The organism is Phyllobacterium bourgognense, assembly GCF_003337575.1.
Taxonomy (GTDB): Bacteria; Pseudomonadota; Alphaproteobacteria; order Rhizobiales; family Rhizobiaceae; genus Phyllobacterium; species Phyllobacterium bourgognense.
The window spans coordinates 48,938-68,112 of the sequence record NZ_QPJM01000017.1; the positions used below are offsets into that span (position 1 = coordinate 48,938).

Genomic DNA, 19,175 nt, shown 5'->3' on the forward strand with positions numbered 1-19,175 from the left:
ATAATTTGACAATAATCGTCCCACCGCGAGCCGAGACGCTCGCGTTACATCATTCAATATTTGCTCGGGCTCAACCCACAGATGCCCGTCGCATACCGCCACAACCAAGGTAACCAAATCCGTCGATTTTGCTCCCAACTTGTTGTATGTTTTTTTCGCTAGTTGCTGCGGAAAGCATTTGCAATGCCAAAAATTTCAGAAATGTTGTTTTTTTTACTTTTTGTTTACCTTGTTATACTTTAGCATAAGGCTTTTGAAGGAATTAACAGCTATGGGTTGTGTAGTGGCGAGATGTGCAACCTTTCGCTCTGCGAGAATCGGCAGCCGGCGACTCGCTCCGCAATTGCCCTCCGTCGGCCAAAAAATGCCGGTTTGGACCGCAGTCCGCGGACATTGACGCGCAGCGATAAATCGCTCAGACATGGTCAATTCCGGTTCCACCACTCGAGGTTACCTATGCCCCCGCTCGGTTCGACCATGCGCATACATTGTCCCTATGAGGGAATTTACGCCTTCTATGACGGAAGGATTGACGGCGCGCGGGCCTATTCCGAAGCCCCCAACTGGCTTGACGACGGCGCCTATTCGCTGGGCGTTTGTACCTACGCGATCGTGTCGGGCGATGAAGCGCTAGTCTACGACACCAGCATTTCGCTTCCACACGCGAAGATTATCCGCAAGACGCTGGAAGATGCCGGGGCCAGCAACATCCGGGTAGTGCTCAGCCATTGGCACGTGGATCACATTGCCGGGAACGAGGTCTTTGCTGACTGCGAGATCATCGCCAATGGGTTGACCGCTCAGGCAATGCGCAGCAATCGCGAGCGGCTGAAGAACGATAATCCGCCAATCAAACCGCTTATCATGCCGAATAGCACCTTTGAGAAAGAGCTGAATTTGAAGGTCGGCGATATCGATATCGAGCTGCGCCATGTCGACATTCACAGTCATGACGGGACGATGCTGATCCTGCCGCAGCGCAAGCTGATGCTGGCCGGCGATGCGCTCGAAGAGCCGATTACCTACGTCGCCGAGCCGAAACGGCTGGAACATCATTTGCGCGATCTGGAGCGCATGGCGACTTGGGATATCGACAAAATCCTGCCAAATCATGGTGCGGAGGACATGATCATTGCGGGCGGTTACGGACCGGAATTGATCGCGGCCACACGCAATTACGTAACCAAGTTACTGCGCCTACGCCATGAACCGGAACTGGCGAAACAGGATCTCCGTACCTTCGCAGCAGAGGATTTCGCCTCGGGCGCGATCAGCTACTACGCGGCCTACGAATCCGTTCACGCGCGCAATGTCAGTGTGGTCTTGAAGGGCTTCGAAGAAGCCTGATACCCGGAATTTGAGAGCTCCTGCCCGACTGGTGGGATAACAAACCGGACAGGAGCAGGCAAGCCGTTGAAATGGGGCGTTTCAAGACCTGCCGATTGCGATGTGGCTCAGTTCAATGTGAAGCTGATGCCAGCGCCGACACCGACTTGGCCGCCGCTGGTTGCACCCGTCACATTGGCGCGGACCTTGCCGGATTCGCTGGTATAGCCCGCACCGAAGGCCATGGCTGCCTGATCTCTCCAGACGCCTCCACCCATGGCAACGCTCAGTTTGCCCGGTGTATTGTCATAGCGCAGAGACGATGCCGCCAGACCGATAGCGGCGCCCTGATATGCTTCCTTGCGTGCCACACCAATATCCGACGAAAGCCGGGCAAATCCGTCATTCACACCCTTTGCAAGTTCATCGATCCTGCCGTTGACATTGGTAATCTTGCTGTCGGTGTAGCTTGTCGATTGATTCAGTGTGTTTGCCGTCATGGTATTCGTGTACGTCTTCGATTGGTCCAGGTACTCACTGGTAACTTTTGCAGTCTCGGTCTTAAGCTGCTTGACATTGACCGCGTCCGTATCGGCCTTGCCTGCTTCAAGGTTGCTGATGAGCACAGGCGCGTCGGGGTCGCCGCCAAGCAGTGCTGCCTCATTGGTCTTAGTGCCATCGGGATTGAGCTTGTACTTGACCGCATTCTGATCAAGCGCAGCGACCTTCTGGTTGGTCTCATGCAGTTGCGAACCATTCACCGCATCCGTGGAGACCGCACTCACTTCTCCTACCTGAAGATCGGTGATCTTGTTGGTCCCGCTGGCGAGTGGATTGACGACAGGTGCGATCTTGGTGCCACCGCCTGTGCTGGAGCCGCCCCCGCCATGCACCGCGGTAAAGCTCTTCTTGTTCTCATCCCAGCGCAAGGCGTCAAGCTGCGAAGCCTCGAAGCGCGTATTGAGATTTGCAACCAGATCGTTGACATTAGTGATATTGCTGTTCAACCCGCCAAGGGCAGCACCGACGTTATCGAACTTATTGATGACGCCGGACTTGCCGTCCGCGCCGATATTGGCGATCTCATATGTCGGACCCGTAAGAACACCGCCGACGCCAATGTTTGCGCCTCCGCCGAGAAAAGTAGCGAAACTGTTAGACGTGGCCCAGAGCTGTGAGCCGTTGACCGCCTCCGTGGAGGTTTCTGTCACCGCACCTTTGGCCAAATTGCCGATTACGGTGCCGCGCTTACCCTCAAGACTGGCTCTAGAGAGATCAACTATCTCGCCTTCATCCCAAATACCATTCTTGTTCGTGTCGAACCATGCATATTTAACCGCCCGCTCACCAACTTTTTTGACTGCCTCGGTTCCAGCATTTGCCAAACCGTTCAACTGACCGTAATTGACCGCATCGGTATCCGCCTCGCCGGCCTTGACATTGACGATCTTGTTCAGCCCAGTCGCGCCATGCCTTGCCGAGAAGGCGCCGCCATTTGCCGGATCCCAAAGCAGCGCATCATCTTTCAGGCTGCCAATGCTCGTGTTGATCGTCTTGATCTCGTTCGTATTGCTGGTGATATTGGTTGTATTCGTCGTAACTTGCGTATCGAGGCCCTCCAGCGCATCCTCCACCGTATGCACGTCCCTGGTTTGGATGGTATAGGTCGGTGGCTTGATCGTGCCGTCCGTGTCGACATCGGCACCGCCACCAAAAATCGTGGCAGTCGATTTGGTCGCACCGTACAGCTGCGAGCCGTTGACGGCCTCGGTCGAGGCCGCGCCAAGTGCGGCTGCCTTGACATTGGTGATCGTCGTGCCGCCCGTGCCGCCCTGGAGCGTGATGAGCGTCTTCGGATCGTTTTTGTTGCCGTCGTATTGGACGGCCCGGTCGGTGAGGTCGCCGACATTGTTAGTGAGATTGGTGATGGCGCCTTCGTTCGTCGTCACCCTATTGTTGGTATCGAAAAGCTGCGAGCCATTGACGGCATCGGTCGAGTTTGTGTTCAAGGTACCGGCCTGCAGGTCCGTGATCCGGGTGGTTCCACTAACCGCTCTGGTGGCTGTGTCCGTATGGCTGGCCGTGAATGCCTTCTTGCTGTCGTCCCAGATCAGCGCGTCATTGCCCAATGCATCGAGCCGGTCGGTGACATTTTCGGTTTTCGCGTTGACGATCCTGACGCTGTTGTCGAGCCCACCAAGTGCATCGCCGACATTGTCGTGATCTTGGCTAATTAGCGTCCCGTCCTGGTTGATGACGGTTATTCTGTAGTTCGGGCCGGTAAGGACGCCGTTTGCGTCGATCATGGCGCCGCCGCCAAGATAGGTCGCGAAACTGTTTGACGTAGCCCAGAGTTGCGAGCCGTTGACCGCCTCCAACGAATCCTTGGTGACAGCACCATTACCCAGGTTGCTGATCAATGTGCCCTTTGTCCCGGCACCCGTGAGCTTGACCTTGCCGTAATCGACAACTTCGCCTGCGTCGAGCTCACCGTTGCCATTCCTGTCATCCCAAACGTATTTCACGGCCACATCGTCAAGCTTTTTTCCGGCTTCGGCCAAACCTTTCAGCTGGCTGACGTTGACGGCATCCGTAGCATCCGTGCCCGCCGTGACATTGGCGATTTTGTTCGTTGTTCCTGTGCCGTGCTTGGCTGAGAACGACAAGAGAGCCGGATCCCACTGCAGTGCATCGTCTTTCAAGCCTTTAACCGACGCATCGATGTTTGTAATGGCATTGGTGTTATTTGCGATGTTGGTGGTGTTCGTCGCCACCCGGCCGTCAACCGCCTTCAACTGACTGAAATTGACCGCGTCCGTACCGTCGACGCCTGCGGACAAATTGATCAGCTTGCGTGGCCCTTGCTTGCCAGCAGTTGTGCCCGCAAATTCGATTGCCGCACCATCGAGGCCCGCAGCAACCGTGATGTTTGCCCCCGGCCCGGCCTGTTGTACAAGACCGGCCTTGCCGTTGATGATATTGGTGATGTCGCCTGTGTTCTTGCTGATCTTTGTCTCGTTGACATTCACTCGTCCCCCCAATGTGCCGAGGGCCGAATTGGTGGCAAAGAGCTGTGAGCCGTTGACGCCGTCTGTACTCGCCGCATTGATCTGGCCAGCAGCCATATTGGTCAGCTGCCGCTTTTGGATTGTGTTGCCGATACTGACTGTCCCTGGAACAGCAGTCCCTTTAGCGTCACCGCCGGGACCGGCTGGATCCGCAGGATCGACGACTCCTGCAAAAACATACTTCGTGCTGTTGATCGTCACATCGTGTGCAGATACCGCCGCCTCTGACACCGAACCTGCGCCGAGCGCCACACCGCCTGCTACCTTCACCCTTGACTCGGCTCCAAGTGCCGTTGCGAAGCTCATCGCGTCCTCAGTAACTGCATAGCGACCGAGTGCGACACTAAATAGTTCGATGGCTTGTGCGTTCGCACCAATTGCTATCGACTCCAGAATTGTATCGTTTCTATCGGTTTCAAGGCCAGGTCCAGTCGAGATATATCCGGTCTGCGCATTTCGACCGATAGAGATATTGCCTTGTGACGTGCTGCGCGCATTGTTGCCAAACGCGATCGAGCCGTACCCCAACGCCTGGGTCGCTCCGTCACCAATAGCCATGGATTTTGTCGTCTGATTGTTGAGCCCGATAAAGCCGCCATTGACATAGAGCTCGCCGCCGAGGGTAAGCGACGTCGTTATCGCCGATTTCGTTGGCTGCGTGCCATAGAACAGCACACGGTCAGTCTGGGTGGCTTTCGCCCCGGGATCGCATCTATCATCACCATGCAAGCTTGTGATGTTTATATCCTTAAGCGTAGCCGCCGCCCCACCAGCGTCTTCGACCACGGTGCAGCCCCTGTCCGTACTGTCATTTACGAAAATACCAGCGGCAATGCCGACCGGCTGACTGAGCGTGAGGATCAATGCCGTTCCAGCCGCTATTGCCACGCCCTGCCGCGCCGGGCCGAATAGGCCAGAGACCCTCTTGCGTTTCAATCCCAGAACGCGGCAGGCCATGCGCAGGATCATCATCAGGCGGCGGCGCTGCGGTCGAGTGGTGAGACGGGGTGATATACTCCAAGGGACTATAACTTCAACGCAATTCTTCAATATAAAATTTTTCATTACTATGCCTTCTAACTATACATTAAAAAATGACATACACTCAATGGTGTACGTTCTACAAATAAAACTTCTAACTAAAATCTACTGTAATAATGCTTCAAAATTCACTGAATGTGAAGCGGCAAGAGCCGCGTATCCATATTTAATATTAATGTAATATTTATATCCGTGGTCAGAATAGATACCGCAATCTGATATATGATGCAATAGGAAAATATAAATTTACATACGTAATTTTTAATTTTATGAGTGACCGGTCTTTGAGCAACGAATATTTACACGTTGCTACAACCAACACATCTATTAAAGGTTGTCCTTTTCTCCTTCTACGGGAAGTTACTGTGACCTTGCTACCTTGTCGTGCAATCCATCATGTCGGGTCGGTTACAAGCCGGACCTGGCGGAACAAGACCTCAAATCCTTCGCCGCAGAGGATTTCGCGTCGGGTGCAATCAGCTACTACGCGGCCCACGAATCCGTTCACGCGCGCAATGTCAGTGTGGTCTTGAAGGGCCTCGAGGAAGCGTGATTTCACGCCCTCGCCACGCTATTGCATCACTACGTGTTGAAGAACGGCGTGCTAACGCGCATGTTGCCCGCGAAGGGCTTACGATCAATCGCCCGGGGCAACGAAGAGCTTCTTCAGTTGCTTCTTCTCGCTCTCTGAAAGCGGCGTCGTTTCCACAGAACTCGTACGGCGCCGGCGGATCGACAGGATGATCGCAACGCCGCCAGCAAACAGAACGACAATAGGAAATCCCCAGAGCAACAGCGTGCTCGTTTGCAATCGTGGCCTGAGCAGGACGAACTCGCCGTAGCGCGCGACGAGGAACTCCAGTACCTGCTCGTCCGTGTCGCCGGCCACCAGCCTTTCGCGAACCAGAACGCGTAGATCGCGGGCGAGATCGGCATTGGAATCGTCGATGGATTCGTTCTGGCACACCATACAGCGCAATTCGGCGGAGATGGCGCGTGCGCGCTTTTCGAGCACGGGACTGGACAGCATTTCGTCGGGCGACAGAGCCTGCGCGCCGGTCGCAGCAAAACAAAGTGCCAAGCCGAGGGCCAGAGCTGCAAACAGCGATCTCATGAGATGGCTCGTGCCGGTCGCGGCTTGGCCTTGCCCAATTTAGACTTGGCAGGTGCGCCGATGCGCAGACGGCGGTCGAGCAGTGACATGCCGCCGCCAATCATCATCACCACGCCGCCAAGCCAGATCAGTGTCACCAGCGGCTTCCACCAGATCCGGACCACGATGCCGCCATCCTTGGCCGCATCGCCGAGCGAAACATAAAGCTGGCTGAACATGAATGTCTTGATGCCTGCCTCTGTCGTCTGCATCTTGCGAACGGGGAAGAAGCGCTTGGCCGAGACAAGATCGGTCACCGGCTGCCCCTCGTCGTTCAGGATCGTGAACTTGCCCTGGTCCTCGGTAAAGTTAGAGCCTTTGACAGCATCCACGCGATCAAAACGCAGTGTATACCCGCCAGCCCGAATGCCGTCGCCCGGCTTCATCACCAATACGCTTTCGGTCGCAAAGGTCGTCGTGGCAACGATGCCAAGAAGCGTGATGCCAAGGCCGAAATGCGCAAAGGCAGTGCCAAATACCGAGCGCGGCAGCCCCGTGATACGCTGTGCCATCCCACGAAGTGAAGCCTTGCCGATGCCGGCCTTGAGCGACAGATCGGTCAGTGCGCCGAGCATCAACCAGACAGCAAGGCCGATTCCGAAGGCGGCGAGCACACCGGAAGCCGAGGTCTTGTACAGCACGACCGCCACAACGAGCAGCGCCACGAAAAACGCCGTCATCAACCGCTGCGCTACGGCGAGGATATCGCCGCGCTTCCACGCCAGCAGAGGCCCGAATGGAACGGCTGCAAGCAGCGGAATCATCAACGGGCCAAATGTCAGATTAAAGAACGGTGCGCCGACGGAGATCTTCTCGCCGGTCAGCGATTCCAGCAGCAGAGGATAAAGCGTGCCGATAAGTACGGTAGCGGCGGCGGTGGTCAGAAACAGGTTATTGAAGACCAGCGCGCCCTCGCGCGAAATAGGTTGAAACAGCCCGCCCGGCGCGAGCGTTTGCGCCCGCCATGCGAAGAGCGCCAGCGACCCGCCAATGAACAGCACGAGGATCGCGAGGATAAACAGGCCACGCCCCGGATCGGTGGCGAATGTATGGACTGAAGTCAGCACGCCCGAGCGAACGAGGAATGTGCCAAGCAGCGACAGGGAAAAAGTCAGAATGGCAAGGAGAACGGTCCAGATTTTCAGTGCCGATCGCTTTTCCATGACGAGCGCCGAATGCAGCAGCGCCGTACCCGCGAGCCAGGGCATGAACGACGCATTTTCGACGGGATCCCAGAACCACCATCCACCCCAACCAAGTTCGTAGTAAGCCCAATAGGAGCCCATGGCGATACCGCCGGTCAGGAATATCCAGGCAGTCAGTGTCCAGGGACGCACCCAGCGCGCCCACGCGGCATCGATGCGCCCGTCTATCAGAGCTGCAACCGCGAAGGAGAAGCAGACGGAGAAACCGACATAGCCGAGATAGAGCATGGGCGGGTGTATCGCGAGGCCGATATCCTGCAGGATCGGGTTCAAATCCTGGCCTTCGATGGGCGCCGGATTGAGCCGCGCGAACGGATTGGACGTGCCAATGATGAACAGCAGGAAAGCGCTGCCGATCCATGCCTGCACGCCGAGGACGTTGGCTTTTAACGTTGGCGGCAGATTATTGCCGAAGAACGCGACGAGCGCAGTGAAGAAACTGAGGATCAAAACCCAAAGCAGCATCGAACCTTCGTGGTTGCCCCACACACCCGTGAATTTGTAGAGCAGCGGCTTTTGCGAGTGCGAGTTTTCGAAGACGTTCTGCACGGAAAAGTCGGAGAGAACGTGCGCGGAGGTCAGCGCCGCAAAAGACAGCGCAATCAGGGCGAACACAGTGAACGAAGCCGGCACCGCAACAGCCATCATGCGGTCGTCGTTGCGGCGTGCGCCAAGCACCGGCAGAACAGCCTGGATAATCGAAAGCGCCAGTGCCAGTACCAGGGCGAAATGTCCGAGTTCGACGGTCACTGTTTGCTCCCTCCCTGCCAGACGCCCTTGGCTTTCAGACTATCGGCAACTTCCTTCGGCATATAGTTCTCATCGTGCTTGGCGAGCACACTGTCGGCCACAAACGCGCCGCCGGGCATAAACTTGCCTTCGATAACAACGCCCTGATCTTCACGGAAAAGATCCGGCAGGATCCCATCATAGGTTACGGGAACGCTTTTGACATGATCGGTGACGGAAAAACTGATCCTCGTGCCATCGCCGCGTACGACGCTGCCCTTTTCAACGAGCCCGCCAAGGCGGAAGCGCGACTCCGATTCGACATCGGACGTCTGAATGTCGGACGGCATGCGAAAGAATGCGATCTTCTGCTGCAGCGCGAATAGCACCAGCGCCGCTGCAACCGCCAGGACGAACAGCCCACCCCCGATCACCGAAAGCCGCTTCTGTTTGCGCGTCATCAATTGTTCTCCGGTTGGTCCGGTTCGTCGGCAAGGCCAAGCTCGTTGGCCACCGCATCGAGCCGCGCAAGCTTGTCTGCACTCAGCACCTTTCTCGCCCGGCCCAGCGCTTCCAATGCATCATTGGGCCGGTTGAGAACGACATAGGATCGGACGAGCCGCTCCCACCCTTCGATATCATCAGGCGATTGTTTCAATTTTTCGGCAAGGTTCGCAACCATGCCTTCGATCATCGCGGCGCGGTCCTGGTTGTTCATGCCCGCGGCGGCCTCGACCTGCGAGGCGTCCGGACCGGTTTTCTCGACATTGCTGACGTCCGGCGCATCACCGGCGATCTCATGATCTAGCCTCGTCAAGGCGGCTTGTGCCTGATCGCGCCACGGAACATCAGCGGGCGCTTCCGCCAGCAGTTTGCGGATCAGGTCTCGCGCCTCTGGCAAGCGGCCCTGCTGCATCCAGCCATCGATGATATAAAATTGCGGGCGCATGTCTTTTGGATCAAGCGTCATTGCGCGTTTGAAGGCTTCCTCCGCACGGGCGGTGATCTTGCCACCGGTCTCTGCAGCCAAGGCTTGTCCCAGGCCGAGTTGCCGGTCCGCACTGTCACCGTTCAACCTTATGGTGTTTTGATACGCGGCAACCGCGTCGCCGGGCCGTCCCATACGCAAATAGATCGGCGCCAACACTTCCCAGCCCTGTCCGTCATCGGGATTGAGCGCGAGATGCGCTTCAGCGCGCGCGATCAGTTCGGCTGGCGTACTCTGATCGGCTGGCTTCGCAAGCCGTTCCGCCAGTGGCTGAGCCGGCAAATCCGGAGAACCAAGCTTGGTGTATATACCCCAAGAAATCAACGGGATGGCAAGAACAGTTGCGAGCGTGAGCCATTCGCGTGTCGCGCTTTTCGTCGGCCGGACAGTTGCCTTGTCATCCTCCACGGCCTTGGCCGATTTGAGAAGCCGGCGTCCGATTTCGGCGCGCGCCTGTTCGCTGCTGGCAGGGTCGATCAGACCGCGCTTTTCATCGGAATCGAGTTCGCGCAGCTGATCGCGATAGACCTCGACATCGTATTGATTGTCCGACACGGACGATTGAACGCGCCGCGTCAATGGCAAAAGCACAAGCAGCGTCGCAACGACGGTCAGAACGGCAGCGGAAATCCAGAAAACCATGGCTGAGACATACCCCCACCCCCGCGTAAAATCCAAATGGATTTAAATTGATAGGGCAATTCGCCGCAAAGGTTGCTGTGCTGCCCCCGCGAACCATTTCAGTCTTTGGGATCCCATCGTTTTGTCCGCAACTCGATAAAAATGTCCGATCTGGCTTCTACAGCAGTCAGGTAATTCGGATGTCGATAAGCATCATATATGTAAAGCAGCAGTGGATAATCAGGAAAATTATGCTCCATGACTTCGCCATCTTCATTGTCTTCATTGTATCTCAGGTACAGGTACCTTTCAGGAAACGGAAGGCAATAGTAATGCCCCCAGTTGAAGCCTTCCCGAGCCTCAAGTTCTCGACCTAAAATCTCTTCAATGACGACCTTTATCTCTTCCATGTCCTCAGAATGTATCCCAAACAAAATATCCGTCTGCATTGCGTTCCCTTATGGCTCGATCCACAACTCTATTCTCGCATAATCGCCAGGCCGTAGCAGGATATCTTGCTCTGATCGATAGATCATGAAGCTAACGTCACGTCCGGTCTGCACATGAAGTGAACGCGCAAGCCGATGTAGACCGAGCGCCTTCAAAAAATCGACTTCTAGCGGCGCTGTGCGTGTTTGCCCAGGACGCATTGGAACAGCCAAATCGTTCAGTCTCCGCCACATAGACGGACTGACCAATGCAAGGTCGTAGTCACTACGATAGGCGCCGTCGAAGGGTGAATTCTGATTGAAATTTCGTCCTGTCACGGCACTGCCGCGCATAAAAACATGCACATCCTTATAGCCGGCATCGCGAAGGCCGTCTCTCATACTTTGGCGGAATCCCGTATAGTTCTGAACAGTGCGAAAGCCATAGGGTGTCCATTCGTAAACCGGTTGTGCACCGCGCCCAAGCTCCATCATCCGGTAGTCCGCTTCGCGAGTTATGCGCTCATTGTTACGGATTTCACCCTCGGCGCTGTCATAGAGGCCCGGTCGTGGCTTCCAGTTTGGATCGCGCTCTTGTACCCGGCGCACCGCCGCCTCGGCATTCATCGCCGAGAGTTGGATACGTGTCTCTTCCTGCGGCGTCGTTTGAATGCGCCGTCCGCCAATCATCCGGCCGGATGACGATCCACTCCGCCGGCCACCACCACCCGTTTGCGCAAGTTGAACCGACGTCCCATCGGGCGTTTTCGGACCGGTCTCAGGCTTCGTCGCAATCGCGCCACCAAATCGCCCACGGCCGGAGACGAGCCGGGAACCGCCTGCTGTACTTCCCCCAGATCCACCACTTCCTCCACCGTCGTCCGTCCACTGTCCGCCATCGGGGTTGCCGGCCGGCACGCGTGGCTGGTCCGGGCGATATTTCAATGCAAACCAGAGCTGGAACGGCTCATAAAGCGTTGACCAGGATTTCAGCTCACGATTTTCCGCCTCTAGATTTGCTATCCATTGCCGGTTGTTCCCGCTTGGATTTGCCAGCTTCAAGGCAGCAAGCAAAACCTCATTCGCCTTGATGTTGGATAGTATGCGGAGTTGATAGGAATACCCGTTCAATGCTGAAGCAGCCATGAAATGAAATCCTGAAATGACGGAGAAAAAGATCGAATAAATGCAATCAGCCGCGAGGGTTGCTCGCGGCTGACTTCGTCCGATTAAAAAGAGATTGCTTAGGGACGTCCGGACCTTAGGTCAAAGGCGTCCAGCTGCCGTCCTCGTTCCGGCAAGCAGTACCGCGTGCTGATTGCGGTGTACCGTCGATGCGCACCGTGTGCGTGTATTGGCGGCAATTTTGGGAGCCGACCTGATAAGGCTGCGCCGCAACCACTTCGCCAGTGCGGCTGCCGCTGCTGTTTTTCCATTCGACAGTCTTGCCGGCAGGCGAATATTCCAGTGCCTGATATTCGGCTTGCAGGGCCCGCTTGCGATCCGATGCGTCCAGAGATGGGTTGTTTCCGATCAAACCATTGCCGAGCGCTGCGAGAACCCCCGTTGTAGCCGATTTCGAGCCACCCGTCAGTTTGCTCAGCGTACTTCCGCTATTGTTCTTGGGCGCCGACGTCGTGGAACATCCAGCTAAAACAACGAGGGCAAGCAGGGAAATGACTATATGGAATTTCATCATCGGTCCGTTTAAGGGTATCCTGTATACTGGTCTTTTATGGCCTGATTAGCCGCTCGCTTGCAAGCTCGATTCAGGCAGCCGCCACCGGAAGTGTCAGCCGTGCCGCCAAACCACCCAGATCGGAGCTCCGCTCCAGCCGCAGCGTACCGCCATATTCCCGGACCGTGTCGTTCACGATCGACAGACCGAGACCTGTCCCCGGCTTGCTCTCATCCAGTCGTTTGCCGCGCGTCAGCGCGTCCTTGATCTGCCTTGGCGCAAGACCATCCCCATCATCTTCGACGCTGATTTCAAGTCCGCTATCCACCTTCGCGAGTGTAAGCCTGATAATGCTGCGACCCCATTTTCCCGCATTTTCCAGAAGGTTGCCGACAACTTCTTCGAGGTCTTCCTGCTCACCGGCGAAAATCGCATCATCCATGTAGTTGTTGAACTGAACATCCATCGATGGATTGAGCTTCATGGTGACGCGCACCAGTCGGGTGAGAATCGGGGTGACCGGCGCGCGAAACACCACGCTGTCGCGCTGCGCGGCGATGCGCGCGCGCTGGAGATAGTGCTGCACCTGAACCTGCATCGCCTCGCTCTGTTCGGCGATAATTCGCCCTTCGCTCCCGCCGATCGTCCGGCTTTCATTTACCAGCACGGAGAGCGGCGTTTTGAGCGAATGCGCCAGATTGCCGACCTGAGTGCGCGATCGCTCCATGATGCGGCGATTATTATCGATCAGCGCGTTCATTTCGCGTGCGAGCGGCGCGATCTCGTCGGGCAGACGTTCATCCAGCCGCGAAACCTTGCCTTCCCGGATATCGGCGAGGGAACGGCGAACACGATCGAGCGGTCGCAGACCGAACAGGATCACGGCCGCGTTGATCAGCGTGCCGCCAAGAGCAAATATACCAAGGTAAAAATAAAGCGTGTTACGGAAATGGGCAATTTCGCCTTCAACCTCGCTCAGATTTCCCATAACCCTGAACCGGGCAACTCGGTTTTCCGCATCGAGGACAACTTCGGTTTCGACGACGGAAAGCTGCTGGCCGTTGGGACCTGGTTCGATATAAGAGCGTTGAAACGAGGTATCGAAGGGAACATTGAGTGTCGAGGGCGAGTCTATCTCCCTGTCACCCAGCGAGACAGATTTGAGCGAACCCTTCAGATTGTCGGCCACCGGTTCGACCGACCAGTACCAGCCGGAAAGCGGGCTCGAATAGCGAACCTCCCCCGGGTCCGGACGACCGGCAAGCGTGCCGTCATTGACGCTGACCGAAGCGATCACGCTGAAAAGATGGGCCGAAAGCAGCTGCTTGAAGCTCTGGAGGCGCGATTCGCCATAGATCGTCGAAATGATCGTAGCGATGGCAACGAAGGAGATGATGGTCCAAAGCGTCGAGAGCATGATGACGCGCAGGGACAGGGAACGCAGGCTGGGAAGATAGCTTGTCAGCGGGATTGTCACACGTCCTGCCCTATCGTTGAGCTGTTTGGCGGGCCCTAGAGCCGTTCGGAAAGTCGCTGCGGTGAGGCAGATGACGAGGTTTTCGAGAACCGGAGCGCAGCGTACTTGAAGTACGTGAGCACCGGAAGCACAGAAAAGCGCGTCAGATGACCTCCGCAGTAGAGTTTCAAACGGGCTCTACGACTTACTGTCCTGCGATTTGATCCTGTATCCCATCCCGCGGATCGTCTCGATGAGATCCATACCCATTTTCTTGCGCAAGCGGCCAACAAAAACTTCGATCGTATTGGAATCCCGATCAAAATCCTGATCGTACAAGTGCTCGACCAGCTCGGTTCGGGAAACCACCTCGTCCATGTGATGCATGAGATAGGACAATAGCCGGAACTCGTGCGAAGTGAGTTTCAGTGCAGTACCATTGACCGTCGCCTTGGAGGTCTTGGTGTCGAGCCGTAATGGGCCGCAGGTAATCTCCGACGAAGCATGACCCGCAGCGCGCCGGATAAGGGCCCGCAGACGCGCCAAAACTTCCTCGATATGGAATGGCTTGGCGACATAGTCGTCGGCACCCGCATCGATACCGGCGACCTTGTCGCTCCAGCGGTCACGAGCGGTGAGCAGCAACACGGGCATAACGCGCCCGTCCCGGCGCCATTTTTCAAGGATGGTCAGTCCATCCATTTGCGGCAGGCCTATATCGAGGACCACGGCGTCATAGGGTTCCGTGTCACCAAGAAAGTGGCCCTCCTCGCCGTCGGAAGCCTTGTCGACCACATAACCAGCATCGGTCAAAGCATCGACGAGCTGGCGATTAAGATCACGGTCATCTTCGACGACGAGTATTCTCATGCAGGATTTCCCTTGCCGGCGCGGATCAGTTTGCTGGTACAGCGACTTCCACACGGCGCGGACGTTCGCCATCCTTGCCGGGGATCAGAACCACCACGACGCAGACTTCCTTGCCGTTCTGCACAACCGAGGTGGCCCGCGCAAGTGTACCGCCTTGCGAATCGGCCACCCGTTGCCCCACAGAGGAGCAATCTGCAGCAAAGGCAGTGCCGGCGTTGAGGACGCCAGCGACCGAGATCAGGCCCACAAGGGGCAGGGAGATAAAGAGGTGTTTCATCATGGCGTCATTATTATCGGTTGCTGTCTGAACGATGCATGAACGTTTGGTAATGTGACTGTCAGGATTGCCACAAGTTCACGCCTTTTAACATCATATTTCTTTACGTGTTATGAGCGTTGTAGCGCTGACGCGGCCAAAAAGTGCAACAATCCCACTCAGCGCGGTCACAAACTGCACAATCGTATCGGTAAATGCTCCCTGGTCGATGCCATCGGTGGAGATGTGAAAGAAGCTTGAACAGGAAAGCAGGATCGTCACGATCGATGCCCAGACGGTCTTCGATAGATACCACGCTTTTTCAGTGCTCATTGTAAATTCCTTTTTCAAATGGGGTGAACGAGGGTCCGTTAGTATTCATGTCAGGGCGAGGCGAAAGTGATGGTTTTCGAGCACCGGAGCGCAGAAAAACGCCATTTGCAGACCGCCATGGCGTGAATCTCAACAGACCCTGGAAAATCAATTGACCTGCAATTTACGGCGGGCAGCGCGCCCCGGCCCGACCATGGCCGATATCATCGCAACGCTGAAGTCGATTTCGGCCGTCAGGATGCCAAGATCCGATTGTCGTTGGGAGACACTGTACGTCCAGTTTGGTCCTTCCACATCAACGGATCGAACCAGCTTTTCATCCTTTCTTATTTCAACATGGTAAGCCTCACGCTCTTCGCCGAGCGGGATATCTGGCGCGAGCCAACTGTCTGCATCAATCCGTCCACGCCTTATCCAACTGATGTGGACGTCACCATTCGACTCGGTCCGCGACCGGATTTGCACGGGTTCGAGCGGCTGCAGAGCGCGCAACCCGCCCGTCCGTTGAACGGTACTGAAGAACTGATCGGTGAAATCCTCTCCGGAAGCGCCAATGCGCCAGGAAAGTTCGAGACTTGTCTCCTCCGATTTCAATCCAGCCGGGCCCACCGCATCAGTCATCAAGATGAATGGTGTACCCGCAGGTCTTGGCTGCATGGCCTCGCGCTCGGTACCGCACTGTCCGCGCAACAGCCCGCTCAATCGCCACACATCACTGTGTATTTCCTCTGCGTTGATAAACTGCAGCACCTCCCAATTGCCGTCGGAAGTCGCCACCAGTGCAGAGTTTGCGCCGCTGAATATCTGCGACAACGAAGTTGAACTCAGTTCACCGTGGTAGAGCTGCACGTCGAGCACCCGTCCGTTCAGCAACCGGCCACTCGCTCCACCCGCCAGCGGCGCAATGAGCTCCCCCATTACCGCTGGGCTGGCAATCGCAGTTCGTTGCTTGAAATCAACTGCCTCGGGTGAAGCGTAAACGCTCGTCCCGCCCCAGGGATCAGCAAAAGCCGCGATGCGAAACTGGTCCGAGGGCTTTTCCACGCCCGGCCACATCGGCAGGTCCAGAAGTTCGAAATATGGCCTCCCGCGAACCGCAGATTTCCCGCCCTCGGCATGGGCCGGCAGCGTGCCTCGAACGGGATAGCGGACATGTTGCGGCAAGGCCCTGGCCTCGACCCGGCGTGTTGCCCCATCTTCGATGGAGGTCACGACGAAATCCGGCGCCGAGGTGTTGCTGGCAACTCTCACCCGATCGCCCGGCTTCAGGGCAGCCTGCTTCCAGGGGACTTCAAACGATGCGGTTCGCCGCGCGGCCCGGCATGTCTGCAACGCCTCCTCAGCCAGCGATTTCGCCTGTGCCGTATCGATCATGCCCGGGAGTCCGATGTTTTCCGTGCCTTTGCCGTCAAGTCGCTCGGCAAAACTCATCGCTGCCTGGTAGTCCAGCATCGGGTCGCGATAGGCTATTTCGATGCGCGCAGGCTGATCCGTGAGTTCCTGAATCCGCCAGATGACCGGTCCGCCCTCCTCCTGTTCCACAAACTCATCGATGAGCGGCGCCGTGGAATCCATCTGCGCCGTGCTCCGGAAAATCAGGCTGTTGCCGCTCTCGAAACTATCGACGCCGTAAAGGGCAAGCAGGGGTTCGACAGCGGCTCGAGCACTCGTCGGTTCTTCGATGACGTAGCCGCTGACGAAACCATCCGCACGGCTGGTATCAATATTGGCTATACCGAAATCGCCTAGGATCGCAGCCAGCAACTCATCAAGAGCGGCACCTGAAACCCGCCCGTTGAGCCAGTGTCCGGTCGTCCAGTTGTCTCCATCCGACCAGAGCGACCTGTTCAGCGGAAATTCCGGATAGGGCCGCGTATCCCAGGCCCATACATACAGGCGATCCGGATCAAGCATGGCGGCGGTGTTACCACTGTTCCAGTAATTGAAATGCGCGCGCAGGAAGCGGTTTTGCGCAAGATCGCTGCGACCATGATCGGAAAAATAGGGATATGCGCCCTCGGACGATTTCATGTCCGGAAAGACATTCGGTTGATTGGGGCCCTTGTCGGCAGCCGGGCACCCTAATTCCGTTAACCACAATGGCTTTCCCTGCGGTTGCCACGCTGTCGGCACCACGCTTTCGACACCTCCCTGCCGATTGTAATGTTTGTTTTTCCACCAGGAGGTGAGATCCTTGTAGCGATAGACCCAAGGCCTCCCCAACCCATCTGTGATGGGCGTGCGCGTTCGCAGTGCTCGATCATCAGCCGATTTATAGTACCAGTCGAACCCCTCTCCCGAGGCTATCTGGCCTTGCAAGCCGCTCAGATCATAGGGCGAGGTAAACCCGTCCGGATTTGGAACACTATAGTCCTCGTCGCGCCAATCGCTCAGCGGCATGTAATTGTCGATGCCGACTGCGTTGATCGCCGGATGCGCCCACAGCGGATCGAGATGGAAAAATACGTCGCCCGATCCGTCTTGCGGATGGTGGCCAAAATATTCCGTCCAGTCGGCGCCATAGGTTAGTTTGCAATCTTTGCCGAGAATGCCGCGCACTTCACCGGCCAGATCACAGAGGGCGTTGACGAAGGGAAAGCTGTTGGACTGGTCCCTGACCATCGTGAGGCCGCACAGTTCGGAACCGACCATGAAGGCCTCTACCCCTCCCGCACATACGGCCAGGTGCGCCAGATGCAGCACCAGCCTGCGATAGCCCCAGTCGCCCTTGTTTCCTCGATAGCTAACTAGGTCGTTTTTGATCCGGAAATCGCTGGCTCTCACGTTGCCAAGAAACGTTTTGATCTGGGCGGCGGCCACTTCGGACTTGTTGGGGCTGCCCGGTTGGTAGGGCGCAGGGTGACACGTGATACGCCCGCGCCATGGATAAGCACCTTGCCGTGGTCCTCCATATGGATCCGGCAAATTATTGTCGGCGCGAATGTCCATCATCACAAAAGGGTATAGCGTGACATTTAGCTTCCGCGCCTTGGCATCGCGAATAGCATCGATAACGCTTTGATCGGAAGGCGTCCCGCCATAGGCCGCACCGCTCCCGGCGCGCGAAATGAGATGAGCCTGCGGCCGCGAGACCCCGCCTGCCCTCCACGTACTGCTTTCCTTGTATCCGGACTTGTCCATGACGCCGGGCTTGATTGCGCAGTTCGCTGCGCGCAAATCCGCGCCGAACCAGGGCACCACAATGGCGACATGCTTCAGCGAAGGACAAAGGTGCTGGAGTTCATCCATTGAGGCCTGCCAATCGGTAGTGGCACGCAGGCAATTGCGGTTCAGGCTCTTTGTCTTACCCTTGGACGGCTCACTGGTAACCAGTTGTGGGGAAAGTCCAAACTCCGTTGCACCTGGAACCAGAGCCACGGCCTTCAGGTTACTTGCGACGCTTCCCACTGCTCGCACAACCTCGAACTGGAACTGCGGAATACGATTGCCATAATCGTCCAGCGGGAAGCGATCGAACACGACATACGCCGTGTTGCGATAGGCCGGTGCGTTGCCTTGCCCCTGTTTCGCTTCGATCAGCGGGTCAACCGGCTGATCGCTTGCTCCCCCATAAACACGAATCGTGCAGCGGGTTTGGTCGAGCTCCTTTCCATCGGCCCAGACACGGCGGATCATGCTGATCGGCCCTTCCGCGACGGCAATCGCAAAATTGGCAAAGTAAGTATATTCGCTAACTTTCTGTCCGCCTTTGCCACCCTGACGCGAGGTGGTTTTCGTTTCTTCGAAGCGCGTTGCCCAGATAAGCGTGCCGCCCAACCGGACCGCACCATAAACGCGTGGCAGTGCCGCGCCCTCCTCGGCGGACATCGGCCGCATCGAGGACATGCGCGGACCTTCTATAGTCTGCCCAAAAAGTGCTTGATCGATGAGATAACCGCCAACCGACGCAACGGCCGAGGCAATCGCTGCAGTTACTGTTCCCGAGGTGGTAAGAGCACCAACTGCGGCAGTGAGAACAAGTGTCGCCATGCAATTGAATTCTTTCTGAAATTACTGAATTGA

The 19,175-nt window shown here is 56.6% G+C and carries 14 protein-coding genes; 1 reads left to right on the forward strand and 13 read right to left on the reverse strand.

Features of this window, described 5'->3' with window-relative positions:
* Positions 1–456: 456 nt before the first annotated feature.
* On the forward strand, positions 457–1,347 hold the full coding sequence (locus tag C7476_RS22325) for an MBL fold metallo-hydrolase (RefSeq protein ID WP_114432058.1): 891 nt from the start codon (positions 457–459) through the stop codon (positions 1,345–1,347).
* A gap of 107 nt (positions 1,348–1,454) precedes the next feature.
* Here C7476_RS22325 and C7476_RS22330 read toward each other — a convergent pair whose 3' ends face one another.
* The 13 genes from C7476_RS22330 to C7476_RS22390 all read right to left on the reverse strand — a co-directional run bounded on the left by C7476_RS22330 (position 1,455) and on the right by C7476_RS22390 (position 19,142).
* Positions 1,455–5,459, reverse strand: coding sequence for a YadA-like family protein (locus tag C7476_RS22330; RefSeq protein ID WP_114432059.1), 4,005 nt, complete (start codon positions 5,457–5,459; stop codon positions 1,455–1,457).
* A gap of 613 nt (positions 5,460–6,072) precedes the next feature.
* Positions 6,073–6,549, reverse strand: a complete 477-nt coding sequence (locus C7476_RS22335; RefSeq protein WP_114432060.1) for a cytochrome c-type biogenesis protein — start codon at positions 6,547–6,549, stop codon at positions 6,073–6,075.
* Positions 6,546–8,543, reverse strand: a complete 1,998-nt coding sequence (locus tag C7476_RS22340) for a heme lyase CcmF/NrfE family subunit (RefSeq protein WP_114432061.1) — start codon at positions 8,541–8,543, stop codon at positions 6,546–6,548. The genes C7476_RS22335 and C7476_RS22340 overlap by 4 nt, the downstream gene beginning before the upstream one ends.
* Positions 8,540–8,983 (reverse strand): cytochrome c maturation protein CcmE, encoded by a 444-nt coding sequence (gene ccmE, locus C7476_RS22345; RefSeq protein WP_114432062.1) that lies wholly within the window; start codon positions 8,981–8,983, stop codon positions 8,540–8,542. Before ccmE ends, C7476_RS22340 begins: the two co-directional genes overlap by 4 nt.
* Positions 8,983–10,152: a c-type cytochrome biogenesis protein CcmI gene (gene ccmI / locus C7476_RS22350; RefSeq protein ID WP_114432063.1), complete on the reverse strand. Its 1,170-nt coding sequence runs from the start codon at positions 10,150–10,152 to the stop codon at positions 8,983–8,985. Before ccmI ends, ccmE begins: the two co-directional genes overlap by 1 nt.
* Positions 10,153–10,250: 98 nt before the next feature.
* The gene (locus C7476_RS22355; protein WP_114432064.1) at positions 10,251–10,580 is read right to left on the reverse strand and encodes a hypothetical protein; all 330 of its coding nucleotides are present in this window, start codon (positions 10,578–10,580) and stop codon (positions 10,251–10,253) included.
* 9 nt (positions 10,581–10,589) lie between these two features.
* A complete protein-coding gene (locus C7476_RS22360; RefSeq protein ID WP_114432065.1) occupies positions 10,590–11,705 on the reverse strand; it encodes a hypothetical protein in 1,116 nt (371 codons plus the stop codon).
* A gap of 115 nt (positions 11,706–11,820) precedes the next feature.
* Positions 11,821–12,255, reverse strand: coding sequence for a hypothetical protein (locus C7476_RS22365; protein ID WP_114432121.1), 435 nt, complete (start codon positions 12,253–12,255; stop codon positions 11,821–11,823).
* Positions 12,256–12,328: 73 nt separating this feature from the next.
* Positions 12,329–13,630: a sensor histidine kinase gene (locus C7476_RS22370; RefSeq protein WP_114432122.1), complete on the reverse strand. Its 1,302-nt coding sequence runs from the start codon at positions 13,628–13,630 to the stop codon at positions 12,329–12,331.
* A gap of 261 nt (positions 13,631–13,891) precedes the next feature.
* Entirely contained in the window at positions 13,892–14,563 is a 672-nt protein-coding gene (locus tag C7476_RS22375) for a response regulator transcription factor (RefSeq protein ID WP_114432066.1), read from the reverse strand.
* A gap of 25 nt (positions 14,564–14,588) precedes the next feature.
* Positions 14,589–14,840 (reverse strand): hypothetical protein, encoded by a 252-nt coding sequence (locus C7476_RS22380; RefSeq protein WP_114432123.1) that lies wholly within the window; start codon positions 14,838–14,840, stop codon positions 14,589–14,591.
* 93 nt (positions 14,841–14,933) lie between these two features.
* Positions 14,934–15,152 carry a hypothetical protein gene (locus C7476_RS22385; protein WP_114432067.1) on the reverse strand — a complete coding sequence of 73 codons (219 nt, stop codon included), beginning with the start codon at positions 15,150–15,152 and terminating at the stop codon, positions 14,934–14,936.
* 147 nt (positions 15,153–15,299) lie between these two features.
* Positions 15,300–19,142 (reverse strand): baseplate multidomain protein megatron, encoded by a 3,843-nt coding sequence (locus C7476_RS22390; protein WP_114432068.1) that lies wholly within the window; start codon positions 19,140–19,142, stop codon positions 15,300–15,302.
* Positions 19,143–19,175: the final 33 nt, after the last annotated feature.

Coding starts and splice junctions, on each gene's coding strand:
- C7476_RS22390 (WP_114432068.1), bottom strand. CDS start 19,142: ATGGCGACACTTGTTCTCACTGCCGCAGTTGGTGCTCTTACCACCTCG.
- ccmE (WP_114432062.1), bottom strand. CDS start 8,983: ATGACGCGCAAACAGAAGCGGCTTTCGGTGATCGGGGGTGGGCTGTTC.
- C7476_RS22325 (WP_114432058.1), top strand. CDS start 457: ATGCCCCCGCTCGGTTCGACCATGCGCATACATTGTCCCTATGAGGGA.
- C7476_RS22365 (WP_114432121.1), bottom strand. CDS start 12,255: ATGAAATTCCATATAGTCATTTCCCTGCTTGCCCTCGTTGTTTTAGCT.
- C7476_RS22355 (WP_114432064.1), bottom strand. CDS start 10,580: ATGCAGACGGATATTTTGTTTGGGATACATTCTGAGGACATGGAAGAG.
- ccmI (WP_114432063.1), bottom strand. CDS start 10,152: ATGGTTTTCTGGATTTCCGCTGCCGTTCTGACCGTCGTTGCGACGCTG.
- C7476_RS22330 (WP_114432059.1), bottom strand. CDS start 5,459: ATGAAAAATTTTATATTGAAGAATTGCGTTGAAGTTATAGTCCCTTGG.
- C7476_RS22335 (WP_114432060.1), bottom strand. CDS start 6,549: ATGAGATCGCTGTTTGCAGCTCTGGCCCTCGGCTTGGCACTTTGTTTT.
- C7476_RS22375 (WP_114432066.1), bottom strand. CDS start 14,563: ATGAGAATACTCGTCGTCGAAGATGACCGTGATCTTAATCGCCAGCTC.
- C7476_RS22380 (WP_114432123.1), bottom strand. CDS start 14,840: ATGAAACACCTCTTTATCTCCCTGCCCCTTGTGGGCCTGATCTCGGTC.
- C7476_RS22360 (WP_114432065.1), bottom strand. CDS start 11,705: ATGGCTGCTTCAGCATTGAACGGGTATTCCTATCAACTCCGCATACTA.
- C7476_RS22385 (WP_114432067.1), bottom strand. CDS start 15,152: ATGAGCACTGAAAAAGCGTGGTATCTATCGAAGACCGTCTGGGCATCG.